Origin of the sequence: Paracoccus sp. pheM1 (assembly GCF_018499825.1) — a bacterium.
GTDB lineage: Bacteria > Pseudomonadota > Alphaproteobacteria > Rhodobacterales > Rhodobacteraceae > Paracoccus > Paracoccus versutus.
The window spans coordinates 363,895-382,495 of the sequence record NZ_JAGXCX010000001.1; the positions used below are offsets into that span (position 1 = coordinate 363,895).

The window sequence follows — 18,601 nt, forward strand, 5'->3', positions numbered from 1 at the left end:
GCATGATCCACAAGAACTGGGCCGAACTCATCAAGCCCACCCAGCTTGAAATCAAGCCGGGCGCCGATTCGTCCCGCGTGGCCACCGTGGTCGCGGAACCGCTGGAGCGTGGCTTCGGCCTGACGCTGGGCAATGCGCTGCGCCGGGTGCTGCTGTCGTCGCTGCAGGGCGCGGCCATCACCTCGGTGCAGATCGACAACGTGCTGCACGAATTCTCGTCCGTCCCCGGCGTGCGCGAGGACGTGACCGATGTCGTGCTGAACCTCAAGGGCGTGACGCTGAAGATGGACGTCGATGCGCCCAAGCGCCTGACGCTTTCGGCCAAGGGTCCGGGCGAGGTCAAGGCGGGCGACATCCAGGAAACCGCCGGCATCACCATCCTGAACCGCGACCATGTCATCTGCCACCTCGACGAGGGGGCGGAGCTGCACATGGAACTGACCGTCGCCAACGGCAAGGGCTATGTCGCCGCCGACAAGAACCGCCCCGAGGACGCGCCCATCGGCCTGATCCCGATCGACGCCATCTTCTCGCCGGTCAAGCGCGTCAGCTACGAAGTCACGCCCACCCGCGAGGGCCAGGTGCTGGACTATGACAAGCTGACCATGAAGGTCGAGACAGACGGTTCGCTGACCCCGGAAGACGCCGTGGCCTATGCCGCCCGCATCATCCAGGACCAGCTGTCGGTCTTCGTCAACTTCGACGAGCCGGAAACGGCCACCCGCTCGGATGCCGAGGACGGGCTGGAGTTCGATCCGCGCCTGCTGAAGAAGGTCGACGAGCTGGAGCTGTCGGTGCGTTCGGCGAACTGCCTGAAGAACGACAACATCGTCTATATCGGCGACCTGATCCAGAAGACCGAGGCCGAGATGCTGCGCACGCCGAACTTCGGCCGCAAGTCGCTGAACGAGATCAAGGAAGTGCTGTCCGGCATGGGCCTGCACCTCGGCATGGATGTCGTGGACTGGCCGCCGGAAAACATCGAGGATCTGGCCAAGCGTTTCGACGACCAGTTCTGAGTTCCGGGGGCGGCGACGCCCCCGCAAGACCGGGCATCCCGCCCCAAGGAGAGCGGCCCGCACGCATGGGCCGCCGGACAAAGCAAAAAGACGTCATAGGAGATCATCATGCGTCACGCCCGCGGCTATCGCCGCCTGAACCGCACCCACGAGCACCGCAAGGCGCTTTTCGCCAACATGGCCGGCTCGCTGATCGAGCATGAGCAGATCAAGACCACCCTGCCCAAGGCCAAGGAACTGCGCCCCATCGTCGAGAAGCTGATCACCCTGGCCAAGCGCGGCGATCTGCACGCCCGCCGGCAGGCCGCCGCCCAGCTGAAGCAGGACGCCCATGTCGCGAAACTGTTCGACGTGCTTGGCGCCCGCTACAAGGACCGCCAGGGCGGCTATGTCCGCATCATGAAGGCCGGCTTCCGCTATGGCGACATGGCCCCGATGGCGATCATCGAATTCGTCGAGCGCGACACCAGCGCCAAAGGCGCGGCCGACCGTGCCCGCCTGGAAGCCGAATCGGCTGCCGACGAATCGTAAGAAATTTAACCCTTTCTTAGGGTTAAGCGATCATTGACGCCCGCAGCCATCGCCATGGCTGCGGGCTTTTTGCAACAGTCCACGATTCATGTGATCGGCGGCGAAAGGGAACGAATCCGTTCATTTTCGTGCGAAAGTTGCACCGTCCATTAGGAAACGCACGGGAATTGCAGCAAGCGCGACGGCTTGCGCCCGGAGGGCAAAGACGGCTATGCCTTGCCGTGCCGACGGGCTGACCCGACGGCATTCCGAAAAACGTCGCTCGCAAGCACGGTATTGCTTGAATACACTGAGAACCGTGCCATTTTTCGTTGTAACCCGAAGAAAACGCAATCTGTCCAAAAAGTCATGTCGTCTCGCGCGGAAATCAATGCAGCACTCGCCAAGCTGAAAAAGCTTGCTCCGGCGGGCTATTTCATCGGGCTGCACATTCGTTTCGCTGCACCGTTGATGCAGTTCCAGACCTATAACAAGGAATGGGCCCAGCGCTATTCCGAACGGGCCTATGCCCTGCGCGACCCCACCATCGCCTGGGGCTTCTCGACCACCGGCGCCTGCCGCTGGAGCGTGCTGCCCATTCCAGACCCGTTTTCGATTCTCCAGGACGCGGCCGATCACGGGCTGCACTATGGTCTGGTCGTGGCGCATGGGCCGATCAAGTCGCGCACCATCGCGGCCTTCGCCCATGACAAGCGGGAATTCACGGATGACGAGATCGATGTGATCTCGGCAACGCTACGACGGCTTCACGAAATCACGGAGCCGCCGGAGAGCCTGACGAAGGCTCAGCAAGAGGCCCTTCGGTGTATCGCAGAGGGGGATCGTCATGCAGCGGCGGCTGCCAAGCTTGGTATAACGGAAAGCGCATTCAAGGCACGTCTCATCTCGGCACGCGAACGACTCATGGCGCGCACGACGGCCGAGGCGCTGCAACGGGCCAAGGATTACCGCTTGCTGTAATACGGTTCGTCCGCCGTTGCGGTTTACACCTGGGGGCCACCACCACCAAGAACCCCAGGAGAAGACCATGCAGACCACCACACTTTCCTTCGCCAACCTCCACAACCACGGCGAGCTGTTCGCCAACATCTTCCGCGCCCGCAAGCAAAGCTTCATCGTCCAGAAACGCTGGAACCTGCCCCAGACCGACGACATGGAGTTCGACCAGTACGACACGCCGATGAGCCGCTGGGTGGCGATCCACGAAAACGGCCGGGTTCTGGCCGGCGTGCGCCTGACCCCCACCACGGCGCGCTGCGGCATGTATTCCTACATGATCCGCGATGCCCAGCTTGACCTGCTGGGCGGCTCGATCCCGCAGAACCTGCTGGACGAACAGGCGCCGGTCGAGCCGGGCACCTGGGAAGCCAGCCGGCTGTTCGTCGACCACACCATCCCGCAGCGCGAACGCCGGCGGGTGCATTTCAACCTGGTGCAGGAGATGACCAATTCGGCGCGCGAACTCGGCGCCTCGCGTCTGGTGTGCCTGGTCGCCTCGACCTGGCCGCGCTGGCTGGTGCCCTGCGGGCTGGACGCGCAGGCCATGGGCCCGGTGGTCTGGATCGACGACGGCTATTTCCAATGCGTCTCGATCAACCTGGCGGCCAAGATGCACTGATGCGGCGCGCAGGGTGGAGGGCCTTTCGCGCATGATGCGGGCGGCGTAACATGTCGCCCGCATGGCAGACCTATTCGACACCGCGCCCGCCTCGGGCGAAGCTGCGCGCCCGGTGGCGCGTCCCCTGGCCGACCGGATCCGCCCGGCCAGGCTGTCCGATGTCATCGGCCAGGACAAGGTTCTTGGCCCCGACGGCCCGCTGGGCGCCATGCTGGGCGCCGGCAGCCTGTCCTCGCTGATCCTCTGGGGCCCGCCGGGGGTCGGCAAGACCACCATCGCCCGCCTTCTGGCGCAAGAGACGGACCTGGCCTTCGTGCAGATCTCGGCGATCTTTTCCGGCGTGCCGGAACTGCGCAAGGTGTTCGACGCCGCCCGCCTGCGCCGGAGCCAGGGCCGCGGCACCCTGCTTTTCGTCGATGAGATCCACCGCTTCAACAAGGCGCAGCAGGACAGCTTCCTGCCGCATATGGAGGACGGCACCATCACCCTGGTCGGTGCCACCACCGAAAACCCCAGTTTCGAACTGAACGCCGCGCTTCTGTCCCGTGCCCAGGTCATCGTGCTGGAGCGGCTGGGCCTGGCGGACCTCGAGCGTCTGGCGCAGCGCGCCGAGCAGGAACTGGGCCGCGCCCTGCCGCTGACCGGCGAGGCCCGCGACCGGCTCTTGGAGATGGCCGACGGCGACGGCCGCGCGGTGCTGAACCTGATCGAGCAGGTGATGGCCTGGAAGGTCAAGGGCAAGCTCGACCCCGAGGCGCTGGCGCAGCGGCTGATGCGGCGCGCGGCGAAATACGACAAGTCGGGCGACGAGCATTACAACCTGATCTCGGCCCTGCACAAATCGGTGCGCGGCAGCGACCCGGACGCGGCGCTCTACTGGCTGTCGCGGATGCTGGAGGGGGGCGAGGATCCGCGCTATCTCGCCCGCCGCCTGACCCGCATGGCGATCGAGGACATCGGCCTGGCCGATCCGGCCGCGCAGCGCCATTGCCTGGACGCCTGGGCGCTTTACGAGCGGCTGGGCAGCCCCGAGGGCGAACTGGCGCTGGCCCAGGCCACGATCTATCTGGCGCTGGCGCCCAAGTCGAATGCCGGCTATGCCGCCTACAAGGCGTCGCGCGCCCTGGCGCGGCGCTCGGGCAGCCAGATGCCGCCTAAGCATATCCTGAACGCGCCGACCGGGCTGATGTCGGAACAGGGCTATGGCGCCGGCTATGCCTATGACCACGATGCCGAGGACGCCTTTTCGGGCCAGAACTATTTCCCCGACGGCATGAAGCGCCCGGTCTTCTACCTGCCCGTCGAGCGGGGATTCGAGCGCGAGCTGAAAAAGCGCGTTGAATGGTTCGCCGGGCTGCGTCAGAAGCGGCGGGCAGAGGACAAAGCATGAAACACACCTTCCTTCAGGTCGCGCTGGGTGGGGCCTTGGGCTCCGCGGCGCGCTATGGGGTCAATATCCTGGCCGGGCGGCTGACCCCCGGCTTTCCGCTGGGCACGCTGAGCGTGAACATCGCCGGCTGCCTGGCCATGGGGCTGCTGGCGGCCTTGCTGGCGCATCGGGGCGGGCAGCACCTGGCGCCCTTTCTGCTGACCGGGGTGCTGGGCGGCTTCACCACCTTCTCCGCCTTCGCGCTGGACACGATGACGCTGTGGGAGCGCGGCGCCGCCGCCACCGCGCTTGGCTATGTGCTGGGCTCGGTCCTGCTGTCGCTGGCGGCGGTGATCGCCGGGCTGGCCATCGGCCGGGGGCTTTTCGCATGAGCGGCGTGCAGACCATCCGCGTCGGCGCGGACGAGGGCGAGCAGCGCATCGACCGCTGGCTCAAGAAGCGATTCCCGCAGTTGACCCAGGGTGCGGTCGAGAAATGGTGCCGCACCGGCCAGTTGCGCGTCGACGGCGGCCGGGTCAAGGCCAATACCCGCATCGAGGCCGGGCAGGAGGTGCGCGTGCCGCCGCTGCCCGAGGGCGCGCCGCCGCCCGCCCAGCCGAAAGCGTCGGTGAAGCAGTCCGATGCCGAGATGATCCAGTCCTGCGTCTTGTGGCGCGACGAGCATATCATCGCCCTGAACAAGCCGCCGGGCCTGCCCTCGCAGGGCGGCTCGGGGCAGGGCGACCGGCATGTGGACGGGCTGACCGCGGCGCTGATGTTCGGCTACAAGGACCGGCCCAAGCTGGTGCATCGGCTGGACAAGGACACGTCGGGGGTGCTGCTGCTGGCGCGCACCGACCGGATCGCGCGGGCGCTTTCCGAGGCGTTCCGCCACCGGCTGACCCGCAAGATCTACTGGGCCGCCGTGGCCGGGGTGCCGCATCCGCGCATGGGCTCGATCAAATACGGGCTGGTCAAGGCGCCCGGCCGCGGCAGGGGCGGCGAGGGCGAGAAGATGATGGCCGTCCACCCCTCGGCCGTCGCCACGACCGAGGGTGCCAAGCGCGCCCATACCGACTATGCCGTGCTGGATGCGCTCGGCGGGCGCGTCAGTTGGGTTGCCATGGTGCCCGTCACCGGCCGCACCCACCAGCTGCGCGCCCATATGGCCGAGATCGGCCATCCCATCGTCGGCGACGGCAAATACGGCGGCTCGGGGCAAGAGAACCTGGGCGACGGCTGGGGCGCCCAGCTGGGCGGAGAGATCAGCCGCAAGCTGCACCTGCACGCGCGCATGATCCGCTTCGAGCATCCGATCACCAAGAAGCTGATCACCGTGACCGCGCCCTTGCCCGATCACATGAGCCGCACCTGGAAGACGCTGGGCTGGTCGGAAAACGACGTGCCCGAAGACCCCTTTGCCGAGACAGCATGAAACTGGTCATCTTCGACATCGACGGCACGCTGGTCGACAGCCAGCTTGAGATCACCCAGGCGATGAACCGCGCCATGCAGGGCGCGGGCCTGCCCGAGATGGAGCCGGCCCGCATCCTCTCCATCGTCGGCCTGTCGCTGCCGGTTGCGGTGGCGCGGCTCTTGCCCGGCGCCGGTCCCGACCTGCACGAGCGCGTCGTGGCCGGCTATCGCGAATCCTTCATCGCCTCGCGCGCGGCGGGGGCGCTGCCGCCGCTTTATCCGGGCGCGCTGGACTGCCTGGACGCGCTGGCCGCGCGCGACGAAATGCTGTTGGGCATCGCCACCGGCAAGCCGGCGCGCGGGCTGGCGGCGATCCTGGACGCGCATGGGCTGACCCGGCGCTTCATCACCCGGCAATCGGCCGACGGCCATCCATCCAAGCCGCATCCGGCGATGCTGGAAAGCGCGCTGTCGGAAACCGGCGTCGCGGCGGGACGTGCGGTCATGGTGGGCGATTCCACCTTCGACATGGAAATGGCGCGGGCGGCCGGGGTTGCCGGCTACGGCGTCGGCTGGGGCTTTTGCCCGGCCGAGGAACTGCATGCCGCCGGCGCGCATCTGGTCGCGCCCGACTATCCCGCGCTGACTCGCGCGCTGCTGGAGTGGGCCGATGAGTGAATGGAAGGCGCGCCGTTTCTGGGCATCCGTCGCGATCCACAAGGAAGCGGACGGCGGCTGGAGCGTGCTTCTGGACGAACGCCCCCTGCGCACGCCCGGCAAGCAGCCGCTGCGCCTGCCGACCGAGGCGCTGGCGCTGGCCGTGGCCGAGGAATGGCAGGCGGTGCGGGATGTGATCGACCCCAACGCCATGCCGCTGACCCGCGCGGCCAATTCCGCCATCGAAAAGGTCATGCCGCAATTCGACGCGGTGGCGGCGATGCTGGGCGAATATGGCGGCACCGACCTGCTGTCTTATCGCGCCGATGCGCCCGAGGCGCTGGTGCGCGCCCAGGCCGAGGGCTGGGATCCGCTGATCGACTGGGCGGCGACCGAGCTTCGCGCGCCGCTGCGCATCACCCATGGCGTGATCCCGGTGCCGCAGGATCCGGTCGCGCTGCTGAAACTGCGCGCAGAGGTCGCAGCCCTCGATCCCTTCGGCCTGACGGCCTTGCACGATCTGGTGACCTTGCCCGGCTCGCTGGTCCTGGGGCTGGCGGTGATCCGCGGCCGCATCGACGCCGAGGCCGCCCATGCCCTGTCCCGGATTGACGAAGAATTTCAGGCACAACGCTGGGGCCGCGACGACGAGGCCGACGAGGCGGCCGCCGGCCGGCTGGCCGCGATGCGCGATTCTGAGCGGTTCTGGCTTCTCAGCCGCGGCTGACGGGCGCGTTTTGGTTCTTTCTTGACGCATCCGCCTCCATCGGCACAATGCCGCTTATGGGGGTAACGAATGCCCCTTGCTCAAACGGGCTCGCCAACGGCCCTATAGACGGCGCATTCCTGGGCGAGACCCGGAACAACAGTGGGGAAATCAATGAAGAAATCTGTATTCTTCGGCTCTGTGACGGCGGTCGCGCTGGCGGCCTCGGGTGCTTTGGCCGCAGAGGGCGACACGCTGAAAGAGGTCAAGGCCCGCGGCGTGCTGAACTGCGGCGTGAACACCGGCCTGATCGGCTTTGCCGCCCCTGACGCGAACGGCAACTGGTCGGGCTTCGACGTCGCCTTCTGCAAGGCCGTGGCCGCGGCGGTGCTGGGCGACGCGACCAAGGTGAAATACGTGCCGACCACCGGCCAGACCCGCTTCACGGCGCTTTCCTCGGGCGAGGTGGACCTTCTGGCCCGCAACTCCACCTGGACCTTCCAGCGCGACACCGACCTCAAGCTGGATTTCATCGGCGTCAACTACTACGACGGCCAGGGCTTCATGGTGCGCAAGGATCTGGGCGTTTCCTCGGCCAAGGAGCTGAACGGGGCCACGATCTGCATCCAGACCGGCACCACGACCGAACTGAACCTGGCCGATTACTTCAAGGCCAACAACATGGACTATCAGCCGGTCAACATCGACAGCAACGCCGAGGGCGAACAGCAATACATGGCCGGCGCCTGCGATGCCTATACGACCGACGCCTCGGGCCTGGCCGCGACCCGCGCCAGCTTCGCGGACCCGGAAAACCACATCATCCTGCCCGAGATCATCTCGAAAGAGCCGCTGGGCCCGGCGGTGCGCCATGGCGACAACAACTGGGGCGACATCACGCGCTGGACGCTTTACGCGCTGATCGCGGCCGAGGAATACGGCGTCACCTCGGCCAATATCGACGAGCTGGCGAAAAGCTCGAACAACCCCGAGGTCCAGCGCCTGCTGGGCACCACCGACGAGCTGGGCACGATGATCGGGCTTGACGCCGAATGGGCTAGGCGCGCCATCAAGGCCGGCGGCAACTATGGCGAGATCTTCGCCGCCACCATCGGCGAACAGACCCCGATCGGGCTGGCGCGCGGGTTGAACGCGCAATGGACCCAGGGCGGTCTGATGTATGCGATGCCCTTCCGGTAATCGCATCTGAACAAGGGCGTGCGGGGGCGCGTGCCCTCCGCGCGCCCCCGAACGAAAACCGGCAAGCCAGAGGCCAAAGGCCCGACATTTCCGCCGGTCACAGGGGGTTACTACATGGTCGCTTATACGGGGGCGGACAATCCGCCGTTCCGGTTGTCGATGCTGATCTATGATCGGCGCTATCGCTCGCTGACCCTGCAAGCCATCGTCTTCATCCTGGTGATGCTGGCGGCGAGCTGGCTGATCGACAACACGCTGCGCAACCTGTCCGCCATGGGCAAGACGCTCAGCTTCGATTTCCTGTTCCGGCGCGCCGGATACGACATCCCGCAGCAGCTGATCCCATACAATTCCGACGACACCCATCTGCGCGCGACCGTGATCGGGCTGCTGAACACGCTGCTCGTCTCGGTGCTGGGCTGCATCGCGGCGACGGTCCTGGGCGTGATCGTGGGCGTGCTGCGGCTGTCCTCGAACTGGCTGATCGCGCGGCTGATGACGGTCTATGTCGAGGTCTTCCGCAACATTCCCCTGCTTTTGTGGATCCTGGTCTGCCTTGCGATCTTTACCGAGGTGATGCCGCCGCCCAACGCCTATCGCGGCGAGAACCCGGCCGCGAGCATGATCCTGTTCGACACCATCGCGCCGACCAACCGTTATACCGCCATCCCCTCGATCGGCATGACCAACCCGCCCGGCACCATCTCGCTGGGGCGCGAGGGGATCAGCTGGGCCTTCGTCGCCTTCGTCGTGGTCATCGCCGCCGCCTTCGTCGGGCGCCGGCTGCTGCGGAGCCGGGCGCAGCGCATCCAGGACCGGACCGGCAAGCGGCCGACGACCTGGTGGATCAGCCTGGCGATGTTCGCGCTGCCGGTGCTGTTCCTGACCTGGTATTTCGGCCTGCACCTGATCCCGCCGGTGCTGCGCGGCTTCAACTTTGCCGACGGCATCAACCTGGACAACGCCCTGGTGGTGCTGTGGCTGGCGCTGACGCTTTATACCGGCGCCTTCATCGCCGAGATCGTGCGCGCCGGCATCCTGGCCGTCAGCAAGGGCCAGACCGAGGCGGCCTTTGCCCTGGGCCTGCGGCCGCGCCGGACGATGTCGCTGGTGGTGCTGCCGCAGGCGCTGCGGGTGATCGTGCCGCCGCTGATCTCGCAATACCTGAACCTGACCAAGAACAGCTCGCTGGCCATCGCCGTCGGCTACATGGACCTGCGCGGCACGCTGGGCGGCACCACGCTGAACCAGACCGGGCGCGAGATGGAGGCGATGGTGCTGATGATGGGCATCTACCTGGCGCTCAGCCTGATCATCTCGGCCGGGATGAACATCTTCAACGCCCGCGTCAAGCTGAAGGAGCGGTGAGATGAGCGAGACGCATTCCGAAACCGTCGCCTATGTGCGCGAGACGATGCTGCCGCCCGAGCCGCCGCCCCTGGCCGAGACCGGCGCGATCAAATGGCTGCGCGAGAACCTGTTTTCCGGGCCGCTGAACATCGCGCTGACCTTCGTCGGGCTGGGCATCGTCTGGCTGGTGGTCAGCACCGTGGGGCCGTGGCTGTCGCATTCGGTCTGGAACGCCGGCAGCATGGCCGAGTGCCGCCAGATCATCGCCCAGACCTGGGGGGAAGGCGCCACGGGTGCCTGCTTCGCCCTGATCAAGCATCGCTGGAACCAGTTCCTGTTCGGCTTCTATCCGCAGGCGCTTTACTGGCGGCCGGTGCTGGCCTTCGGCCTGCTGTTCCTGGCGCTGGCGCCGGTCTTGTTTTCCGAAAGCACCAGGGCGCGGCGCGTGGTGCTGGGCTTGTCGCTGGCGCTGACCTTCGTCTTTGCCGCGCTGCTCGGGGCGCCCATGGGCGCGCTGCTGGGCATGGCGGTGCTGATGCTGCTCTGGGCCGCGCTGATCGAGACGCGCCCGCGCTGGTCGCTGCTGGCGAGCCTGGCCTATCCCTTCATCGCCGTCTGGCTGCTCTGGGGCGGCTCGCTGTGGAGCGAGGCGATGGTGCTGGCGGGCTTCTGCCTGGGGTTCGTGGTCTGGCGGCTGCTGGCGGCGCGGTTCGGGCTGCTGGCCTTTGCGCTGGCGGTGGTGGCGACGGCGGCCTGGTGGCTGCTCTTGGCCGGCCCGCTGGCTTCGGCGCTGGCCGGGGTGCTGCCCTTGCGGCTGCGTCCGGTGTCTTCGGACCAGTTCGGCGGCTTCGTGCTGTCGATCACCATCGGCGTCGCCGGCATCGCGCTCTCTCTGCCGCTGGGGGTGATCCTGGCCTTGGCGCGGCGCTCTGACCTGCCGGTGATCAAGCTGCTGGCGGTGATGTTCATCGAGTTCATCCGCGGCGTGCCGCTGATCACGCTGTTGTTCGTGGCCTCGCTGCTGCTGAACTATTTCCTGCCGCCGGGGACGAATTTCGACATCATCCTGCGGGTCATCATCATGGTGACGCTGTTTGCCGCCGCCTATATGGCCGAGGTGATCCGCGGCGGCCTGGCCGCCCTGCCCAAGGGCCAATACGAGGCCGCCGACGCGCTGGGGCTGGACTACTGGAAGGCGCAGCGGCTGATCGTGCTGCCGCAAGCGCTGAAGATCAGCATTCCCGGCATCGTCTCGACCTTCATCGGCATGTTCAAGGACACGACGCTGGTCGTCTTCGTCGGGCTGTTCGACCCCTTGAAGGCCATGGCCGACACCATCCGCGCAAGCTTCGAATGGAAGGGTGCCTATTGGGAGCCCTATATCTTCGTCGGCGCGATCTTCTTCATCCTCTGCTTCGGCATGTCGCGCTATTCCATGTATCTGGAACGCCGGCTGAAGCGCGACCACCGCTGAGGAGGCGCATATGACCACCCGAACCACCGCGATCCCCGCCGCAAGCGACGAAGCCGCGATCGAGATCGTCAAGCTGAACAAATGGTATGGCACCTTCCACGTGCTGCGCGACATCGACCTGGTCGTCGGCAAGGGCGAGCGCATCGTCATCGCCGGGCCCTCGGGCTCGGGCAAGTCCACGCTGATCCGCTGCATCAACCGGCTGGAGGAACACCAGTCCGGCAAGATCATCGTGGACGGGACCGAGCTGACCCACGACCTGAAGAACATCGACAAGGTGCGCTCCGAGGTCGGCATGGTGTTCCAGCATTTCAACCTGTTCCCGCACCTGACCATCCTGGAGAACTGCACGCTGGCGCCGATCTGGGTGCGCAAGATCCCCAAGCGCGAGGCCGAGGAGACGGCCATGCATTTCCTGACCAAGGTCAAGATCCCCGAGCAGGCGCATAAATACCCCGGCCAGCTGTCGGGCGGCCAGCAGCAGCGCGTGGCCATCGCCCGCGCGCTGTGCATGCGCCCGCGGATCATGCTGTTCGACGAGCCGACCTCGGCGCTGGACCCCGAGATGATCAAGGAGGTTCTGGACACGATGATCGAACTGGCCGAGGACGGCATGACCATGCTTTGCGTGACCCATGAGATGGGCTTTGCGCAGGCGGTGGCGCATCGGGTGATCTTCATGGACCAGGGCCAGATCGTCGAGCAGAACACGCCGAAGGAGTTCTTCAACAACCCCCGGTCCGAACGCACCAAGCTGTTCCTGAGCCAGATCCTGGGGCATTGAGCGGCGCAAGCGGCGCGGCCGCGGGGGACTTCGCGTCCCCCGTCCGCCGCGGGCGCGGCGGACTCCCCCTGCGGGATATTTCTCCACGGAAGAATGCCAGGCGGGCGGGCCGGCGCCGGGAATGACGAGATCGACCTGGGGAGCGACGACGATCTTTACGGCGCCCATGACCTGGGCGCCCTCGACGGCGGCTCGGGCAATCACGAGATCATCGGCGGTGCGGGCCGCGACCGGATCGAGGATCACGGCGGCGCGGTCTTCATCGAGGGCGAGCATGGTAACGACCTGATCCTGTCGTCCGACGCCTCGGACCCCGAGCGGCCCGACACGTTGCTGGGCGGCACGGGCGACGATACGATCCATGCCGGGGCGGGCGATCTGGTCGAGGGCGGCGATGGCGCCGACCTGATCGTGCTGCGCAGCGATGCGGGCGGTGCGGCCGACATCGCCTATGCCGGCGGGGACACCATCGCCATCACCCTGGCCGAGGACTATGCAGGCGCCGAGGAATATGTGCTGGTGCAGGACGGCGACGATATGCGCGTGGTGCTGGATGGCGAGGACATGGCCATCCTGCGCGATACCCTGGTCCGCGACGTGGGCGCGATCACCCTGGACGCAAGGGCGCGGCGACCTGATCGGGGGCAGGGGTCATGGAGAAGGCGCGCGGGGCCGGCCCGTGCGCCTTTTCGACTATCTGCGCCCAGGGGGTCAGATCGCGGACTGGCGCGATTCCTCGAGGTAGATCTCGCGCAGGCGGGTCGCCACCGGGCCGGGCCGGCCGCTGCCCAGCGCCACGCCGTCGATCTCGACCACCGGCATCACGAAGGCCGAGGCCGAGGTGAAGAAGGCTTCGTCCGCCGCCTGCGCCTCGGCGATGGTGAAGGGGCGTTCCTCGATCTGCATCTGCGCCTCGGCCGCATAGCGCAGCAGCGAGGCGCGGGTGATGCCGTGCAGGATGTCGTTGGACAGCGGGCGGGTGACGATCCGGCCGTCCTTGACGATATAGGTGTTGTTCGAGGTGCCCTCGGTCACGAAGCCGTCCTCGGTGAACCAGGCGTCGTCGACGCCCTGGTGCTTGGCCTCCATCTTGGCCATCGAGGGATAGAGCAGCTGCACCGTCTTGATGTCGCGCCGGTGCCAGCGCAGGTCGGGGATCGAGATCACCCGGATGCCGGTCTTGGCCTGCGGATTGTCGGCAAGGCCGGGCTTGGACTGGGTGAACATGACCACGGTCTGCGGCGTGTCCTCGGGCGGATAGGCGAAGTCGCGGTCGCCGGGATTGCCGCGGGTGACTTGCAGGTAGACCATGCCCTCGACCACCTCGTTCAGCGCCACCAGCTGGCGATGCGCGGCCAGCCATTCGTCGTCGCCCAGCGGATTGCCCATGCCGAGTTCGGCCAGCGAACGGGTCAGCCGCGTCATGTGGCCGGCAAAGTCCAGCAGCTTGCCCCCCAGCACGCTGGTCACTTCGTAGACGCCGTCGCCCATCACGAAGCCGCGGTCGAAGATCGACACCTTGGCTTCGGCTTCCGGCAGATAGTCGCCATTCAGATAGACGGTGCGGGTCATGTCGTTTCTCCTGTCCCAGGGCCTGCTAGCGCGGTCCTGCGCCGAAAGCGGCAGGGCGTCAAGATGCGGGGGTTTTCGCAGGTGCAAAATCAGCTTGATGCAGCCGCAGCAATTATCTATCAGTTTCGCAGCGCCGTTTGAAACATCCTTACCCGAAAGGCAAGCCATGTCCTTCCGCACGCAACCCCCCGCGCCCGCCCGCCTGAACCGCTGCCAGCTTTTCGGCCCCGGCTCGCGCGCGGCGCTGTTCGAAAAGATGGCCGGCTCGGCCGCCGACGTCATCAACCTGGACCTGGAGGATTCGGTCGCCCCCGACGACAAGGAGCAGGCGCGCCGCAACGTGATCCAGGCCGTCGGCGACATCGACTGGGGGACCAAGACCCTGTCGGTCAGGATCAACGGGCTGGACACGCCCTGGTGGTATCGCGACGTGGTCGACCTGCTGGAGCAGGCCGGCGAGCGGCTGGACCAGATCATGATCCCCAAGGTCGGCAATGCCGCCGACATCTATGCGGTGGACGCGCTGGTGACGGCGATCGAGGCGGCCAAGGGCCGGCAGAAGCGCATCGGCCTAGAGGTCATCATCGAATCCGCCGCCGGCATCGCCCATGTCGAGGAGATCGCGGCATCCTCGCCCCGCCTGCAGGCGATGAGCCTGGGCGCGGCGGATTTCGCCGCCAGCATGGGCATGGCCACCACCGGCATCGGCGGCACCCAGGAAAACTACTACATGCTGCATGAGGGCGCGAAATACTGGTCCGACCCCTGGCACTGGGCGCAGACCGCCATCGTCGCCGCCTGCCGCACCCATGGCGTGCTGCCGGTGGACGGCCCCTTCGGCGATTTCAGCGACGACGAGGGCTTCCGGGCGCAGGCCCGCCGCTCGGCCACGCTGGGCATGGTCGGGAAATGGGCGATCCATCCCAAGCAGGTGGCGCTGGCCAACGAGGTCTTCTCGCCCAGCGAAAAGGCCGTGACCGAGGCGCGCGAGATCCTGGCCGCGATGGAGGAAGCCAAGCGGACCGGCGCCGGCGCGACGGTATACAAAGGTAGACTGGTTGACATAGCGTCCATCCGTCAGGCACAAGTGATCGTGCGTCAGGCAGAGTTGATCGAAGCCTGATCGGCAAGAGATACCTGGGCGGCTACGCGGGGAGGCTGGCCGCCATGACAGGGGAGGAGCAACAGGCCCTGCGGCTGCGCGGGGCCTGTTGTCATTCAGGCCCCGCGGCTGGGATTTCGCCGATTTTCATGCAGATTCAATGCGGTTGCCGCAGCGTTCCCCGCGCGCCGGCAGGGGTTCGGCTTCCCGCGCCGTCCATGGCCGGGCGCGGCTGCAGCGGATCGGGCGTGCGGTTGCGCCGGGCCAGGTCGGGAATCGGTGATTCGGGCATGGCCGGCAGGCCGCTGCCCATCAGGGAACGGAAGGCGGGCTTTCCCGCGGAAGCCGGGCGATTCCTGCGGCCGGCGGCGGGGCCCTTGCCGTGATCTTCGCGTGTCATGTCCCGTCTCGCTTAGAACAAGTCCGCAGCAGTTATGGAGCGGGCGGCGAAAGCGCAAGGCCGTTGACCGGAATGTGAGCCTGCCACGCCGCCGGGATGCGGGGCGTCGCCGCCAGCAGGCTTTGCGTATAGGGATGCTGCGGCTGTCCGAGCACCTGGTGGGTGGGGCCGGCCTCGACGATGCGGCCCTTTTCCATCACCAGCACCCGGTCGGTGATCTGGCGCACCACCGACAGGTCGTGGCTGATGAACAGATAGGCCAGCCCGTGGCTGCCCCGCAGCCGCGCCAGCAGGTCCAGCACCTGCGCCCGCACCCGCACGTCCAGCGCGCTGACCGCCTCGTCCAGCACGATCAGCCGCGGCTTGATGATCAGCGCGCGGGCGATGGCGATGCGCTGGCGCTGGCCGCCGGAAAATTCGTGGATGTGCCGGCGCATGGCGTCGCCGGTAATGCCGACCTCGTAAAGCGCCTCGGCCACCTGCTCGCGCCAGTCGCGGGGCAGGCCGGTCAGGTGAAAGGGCTCGGCCACCAGCCGCTCGACCCGCCAGCGCGGATCGAAGCTGCCGAAGGGATCCTGGAACACCACCTGCATCCTGGCGCGCAGCCCCGCGGCCATAGCGCGGCCGGCGCGCACCTCTTGCCCGTCCAGCAGGATGCGGCCGCCCTGCAGCGGGTCGAGCCCCAGGATCGCCCGCGTCAGCGTCGATTTCCCGCAGCCGGATTCGCCGACCAGCCCGACCGATTCCCCGGCGTCGAGGCGAAAGCCGACCCCGTCCACCGCCCGCAGGGTTTCGCGCGGTGCGGCCAGGCCGCGGCGGGGCAGGGGGTATTCGCGCACCGCCCCCTCGACCTGCAGCAGCGGCCGCGGCTGCGCCGGGGGCAGCACCAGCCGCGGCTGGTGGGTCGAGGCGGCGAAAAGCGCGCGGGTATAGGCGTGGCGGCGCTGGCGGAACACCTGCTCGGTCGGGCCTTCCTCGACGATGGTGCCGCGCTGCATGACCGCCACATGGTCGGCGATGCCCGCGACCACCGCAAGGTCGTGGGTGATCAGCAGCAGCGCCATCCCCTCGTCCCGGACCAGCCCCTTGAGCAGGTCGAGGATGCGGGCCTGCGTGGTCACGTCCAGCGCCGTCGTCGGCTCGTCGGCGATCAGCAGGTCGGGACGCAGCGCGATGGCCAGGGCGATGGCGACGCGCTGGCGCTGGCCGCCCGACAGCTCGTGCGGGTAAAGCGTCAGCGGAAAGCGCGGCGCGGCCAGGCCGACGCGGTCCAGCCGGTCGCGGGCACGCTCCTGCGCCGTCTTGCGGTCCAGGCCCTGGTGGATGCGCAGCACCTCGGCCACCTGGTCGCCGATGGTCATCAGCGGGTTCAGCGCCGTCATCGGCTCCTGGAAGATCATGCCGATGCGCTTGCCGCGGATGCGGCACAGCTCGCGCTCGGGCAGTTCCAGCAGGTTCTGGCCGTCCAGCTCCACCCGGCCCTCGGCGGCCATGCCCTGGGGCAGCAGGCCCATGATCGCCAGCGCCGCCATGGACTTGCCCGAGCCGCTTTCGCCGACCAGCCCGGTGATGCGGCCCGGCGGCAGCGCCAGGTCGATGCCGCGCAGGATGTCATGCCCGCCGATGCCGACGGCCAGCCTGCCGGTCCTGATCATGGCGACCTGCGCGATCTGGGGTCCAGCGCGTCGCGCAGCCCGTCGCCCAGCAGGTTCAGCCCCAGCACGGTCACGACGATGGCCAGGCCGGGGATGACGGCGACATGCGGGGCCAGCGCCACCATGGTCTGCGCCTCGGCCAGCATCCGGCCCCAGCTGGGCGTCGGCGGCTGCGCGCCAAGGCCGACATAGGACAGCCCCGCCTCGGCCAAAATCCCCAGGCTGAACTGGATGGTGCCCTGCACGATCAAGAGGTTGGCGATATTGGGCAGGATGTGCTGGATGCTGATGCGGCTGGCGCCCTTGCCGGCCACCTGCGCCGCGCGGATATAGTCGAGCGTCCAGATCGGCAGCGCGCCCCCGCGGGTGACGCGGGCAAAGACCGGGATGTTGAAGATGCCGATGGCGATGATCGCGTTCAGCGCCGAGGGCCCCAGCGCAGCGGTGATCAGGATGGCGATGACCAGGCTGGGGAAGGCAAAGACCAGGTCGTTGCCGCGCATGACCACCTCGTCGATCCAGCCGCCCCGCGCTGCGGCGAGCAGGCCCAGCGGCACGCCGAATCCCATGCCGATGCCCACCGCGACCAGCGCCACCGCGATCGAGGTGCGCGCGCCGACCATGATCATCGACAGCATGTCGCGGCCGAAATGGTCGGTGCCCAGCCAATGCTGGCCCGAGGGCGGCAGCAGCTTTTGCGCGATGGCAAGCTGCGTCACGTCGGCCGGCGTCCACAGGAACGAGACCAGCGCCGCGACCAGCGCCAGCCCGGAAAGCAGCGCGCCCAGGATCAGCGATGCCCTCATCTGCGCAGCCTCGGGTCGACCAGCGCATAGGACAGGTCCACCAGGAAAGTGACCAGGATCACCGCCGCCACCAGCACCAGCACCGCGCCCTGCACCACGATCAGGTCGCGCTGGGTGATGGCCTGGAAGATCAGCCGGCCAAGGCCGGGCAGGTAGAACACGTTCTCGATGATGATCGCCCCCGCCAGCAGGAAGGAAAACTGCATCCCCATGATGGTCAGCACCGGGATCAGCGCATTGCGCAGCGCGTGGCGCGACAGCGCCTGCCCGGCGCTCAGCCCCTTGGCGCGGGCGGTGCGGATGTAGTCCTGGCCCAGCGTCTCGACCAGGGCCGAGCGCAGCACGCGCGCCAGGATCGCCGCCTGCGGCAGGGCCAGCGCCACGGCGGGCAGCAGCAGCGATTTCAGCGCCGCCGCGGGATGGTCCCAGCCGGGAAAGCCGCCGGCGGGCAGCCAGCGCAGCTTCACCGCGAACAGCAGCACCAGCAGCATGGCGAACCAGAAATTCGGCAGCGCGATGCCGACCTGCGTCGCCGCCATGACCCCGGTGTCGCCCGCCCGGCCGCGCCTTGCGGCGGCGAACATGCCGATGGGCAAGGCGATCAGCACCGCCAGCGCCAGCGCCATCAGCGCCAGCGGCAGCGAGACCTGCATCCGGTCGAGGATCATCCCCGCCACCGGCGTCTTGTAGGTGAAGCTGTGGCCCAGGTCGCCCGCCAGCACGCCCCCCAGCCAATGCAGGTAGCGCAGCGGCAAGGGCAGGTCCAAGCCCATCTGCTGGCGCAGCGCCGCCACCGTCTCGGGCTGGGCGCCGGTGCCCAGCATGAAGCTGGCCGGGTCGCCCGGCACCAGCTCGACCACCGAAAAGATCAGCGCCGAGGCCAAAAGCAGGCTCAGGCCAAGCGAGATCAGGCGGCGGATCACATAGCGCAGCATGGGGAAA

The 18,601-nt window shown here is 67.5% G+C and carries 18 protein-coding genes; 14 read left to right on the top strand and 4 right to left on the bottom strand.

Going from position 1 to position 18,601, the window contains the following annotated elements:
* The first annotated feature begins 2 nt into the window (after positions 1–2).
* The 13 genes from KF941_RS01930 to KF941_RS01990 all read left to right on the top strand — a co-directional run bounded on the left by KF941_RS01930 (position 3) and on the right by KF941_RS01990 (position 12,124).
* Positions 3–1,019 carry a DNA-directed RNA polymerase subunit alpha gene (locus tag KF941_RS01930; RefSeq protein WP_036754191.1) on the top strand — a complete coding sequence of 339 codons (1,017 nt, stop codon included), beginning with the start codon at positions 3–5 and terminating at the stop codon, positions 1,017–1,019.
* 108 nt (positions 1,020–1,127) lie between these two features.
* A complete protein-coding gene (gene rplQ, locus KF941_RS01935; protein ID WP_072462395.1) occupies positions 1,128–1,550 on the top strand; it encodes a 50S ribosomal protein L17 in 423 nt (140 codons plus the stop codon).
* A 348-nt stretch (positions 1,551–1,898) separates the two neighbouring features.
* Positions 1,899–2,510: an autoinducer binding domain-containing protein gene (locus KF941_RS01940; protein WP_011747126.1), complete on the top strand. Its 612-nt coding sequence runs from the start codon at positions 1,899–1,901 to the stop codon at positions 2,508–2,510.
* A gap of 67 nt (positions 2,511–2,577) precedes the next feature.
* The gene (locus tag KF941_RS01945) at positions 2,578–3,168 is read left to right on the top strand and encodes an acyl-homoserine-lactone synthase (RefSeq protein ID WP_036754195.1); all 591 of its coding nucleotides are present in this window, start codon (positions 2,578–2,580) and stop codon (positions 3,166–3,168) included.
* 61 nt (positions 3,169–3,229) lie between these two features.
* A complete protein-coding gene (locus tag KF941_RS01950) occupies positions 3,230–4,558 on the top strand; it encodes a replication-associated recombination protein A (RefSeq protein WP_116222145.1) in 1,329 nt (442 codons plus the stop codon).
* On the top strand, positions 4,555–4,929 hold the full coding sequence (crcB, locus tag KF941_RS01955) for a fluoride efflux transporter CrcB (protein ID WP_036754200.1): 375 nt from the start codon (positions 4,555–4,557) through the stop codon (positions 4,927–4,929). The genes KF941_RS01950 and crcB overlap by 4 nt, the downstream gene beginning before the upstream one ends.
* Complete coding sequence (locus KF941_RS01960; protein WP_114535283.1) at positions 4,926–5,972, top strand: RluA family pseudouridine synthase; 1,047 nt, start codon at positions 4,926–4,928, stop codon at positions 5,970–5,972. Before crcB ends, KF941_RS01960 begins: the two co-directional genes overlap by 4 nt.
* Positions 5,969–6,631 (top strand): HAD-IA family hydrolase, encoded by a 663-nt coding sequence (locus KF941_RS01965; RefSeq protein WP_072462393.1) that lies wholly within the window; start codon positions 5,969–5,971, stop codon positions 6,629–6,631. The genes KF941_RS01960 and KF941_RS01965 overlap by 4 nt, the downstream gene beginning before the upstream one ends.
* Positions 6,624–7,337 carry an ATP12 family protein gene (locus tag KF941_RS01970; RefSeq protein WP_036754208.1) on the top strand — a complete coding sequence of 238 codons (714 nt, stop codon included), beginning with the start codon at positions 6,624–6,626 and terminating at the stop codon, positions 7,335–7,337. The genes KF941_RS01965 and KF941_RS01970 overlap by 8 nt, the downstream gene beginning before the upstream one ends.
* A gap of 153 nt (positions 7,338–7,490) precedes the next feature.
* Positions 7,491–8,516, top strand: a complete 1,026-nt coding sequence (locus KF941_RS01975) for an amino acid ABC transporter substrate-binding protein (protein ID WP_116222149.1) — start codon at positions 7,491–7,493, stop codon at positions 8,514–8,516.
* A 114-nt stretch (positions 8,517–8,630) separates the two neighbouring features.
* Positions 8,631–9,884, top strand: a complete 1,254-nt coding sequence (locus tag KF941_RS01980) for an ABC transporter permease subunit (RefSeq protein ID WP_072462391.1) — start codon at positions 8,631–8,633, stop codon at positions 9,882–9,884.
* 1 nt (position 9,885) lies between these two features.
* Positions 9,886–11,340: an amino acid ABC transporter permease gene (locus KF941_RS01985; RefSeq protein ID WP_072462390.1), complete on the top strand. Its 1,455-nt coding sequence runs from the start codon at positions 9,886–9,888 to the stop codon at positions 11,338–11,340.
* A 10-nt stretch (positions 11,341–11,350) separates the two neighbouring features.
* Positions 11,351–12,124: an amino acid ABC transporter ATP-binding protein gene (locus KF941_RS01990; protein WP_036754218.1), complete on the top strand. Its 774-nt coding sequence runs from the start codon at positions 11,351–11,353 to the stop codon at positions 12,122–12,124.
* Positions 12,125–12,835: 711 nt separating this feature from the next.
* Here KF941_RS01990 and KF941_RS01995 read toward each other — a convergent pair.
* Positions 12,836–13,696, bottom strand: a complete 861-nt coding sequence (locus KF941_RS01995) for a D-amino-acid transaminase (protein ID WP_072462389.1) — start codon at positions 13,694–13,696, stop codon at positions 12,836–12,838.
* Positions 13,697–13,862: 166 nt separating this feature from the next.
* Here KF941_RS01995 and KF941_RS02000 point away from each other — a divergent pair, with 166 nt between their 5' ends.
* A complete protein-coding gene (locus tag KF941_RS02000) occupies positions 13,863–14,819 on the top strand; it encodes an L-malyl-CoA/beta-methylmalyl-CoA lyase (protein ID WP_036754223.1) in 957 nt (318 codons plus the stop codon).
* A 411-nt stretch (positions 14,820–15,230) separates the two neighbouring features.
* Here KF941_RS02000 and KF941_RS02005 read toward each other — a convergent pair whose 3' ends face one another.
* From KF941_RS02005 to KF941_RS02015, 3 genes are read right to left on the bottom strand one after another with little or no spacing between them, the layout of a single operon-like run.
* A complete protein-coding gene (locus tag KF941_RS02005) occupies positions 15,231–16,853 on the bottom strand; it encodes a dipeptide ABC transporter ATP-binding protein (RefSeq protein WP_214272415.1) in 1,623 nt (540 codons plus the stop codon).
* On the bottom strand, positions 16,850–17,659 hold the full coding sequence (locus KF941_RS02010) for an ABC transporter permease (protein ID WP_214272416.1): 810 nt from the start codon (positions 17,657–17,659) through the stop codon (positions 16,850–16,852). The genes KF941_RS02005 and KF941_RS02010 overlap by 4 nt, the downstream gene beginning before the upstream one ends.
* Complete coding sequence (locus KF941_RS02015) at positions 17,656–18,594, bottom strand: ABC transporter permease (RefSeq protein ID WP_036754233.1); 939 nt, start codon at positions 18,592–18,594, stop codon at positions 17,656–17,658. The genes KF941_RS02010 and KF941_RS02015 overlap by 4 nt, the downstream gene beginning before the upstream one ends.
* Positions 18,595–18,601 lie beyond the last annotated feature (7 nt).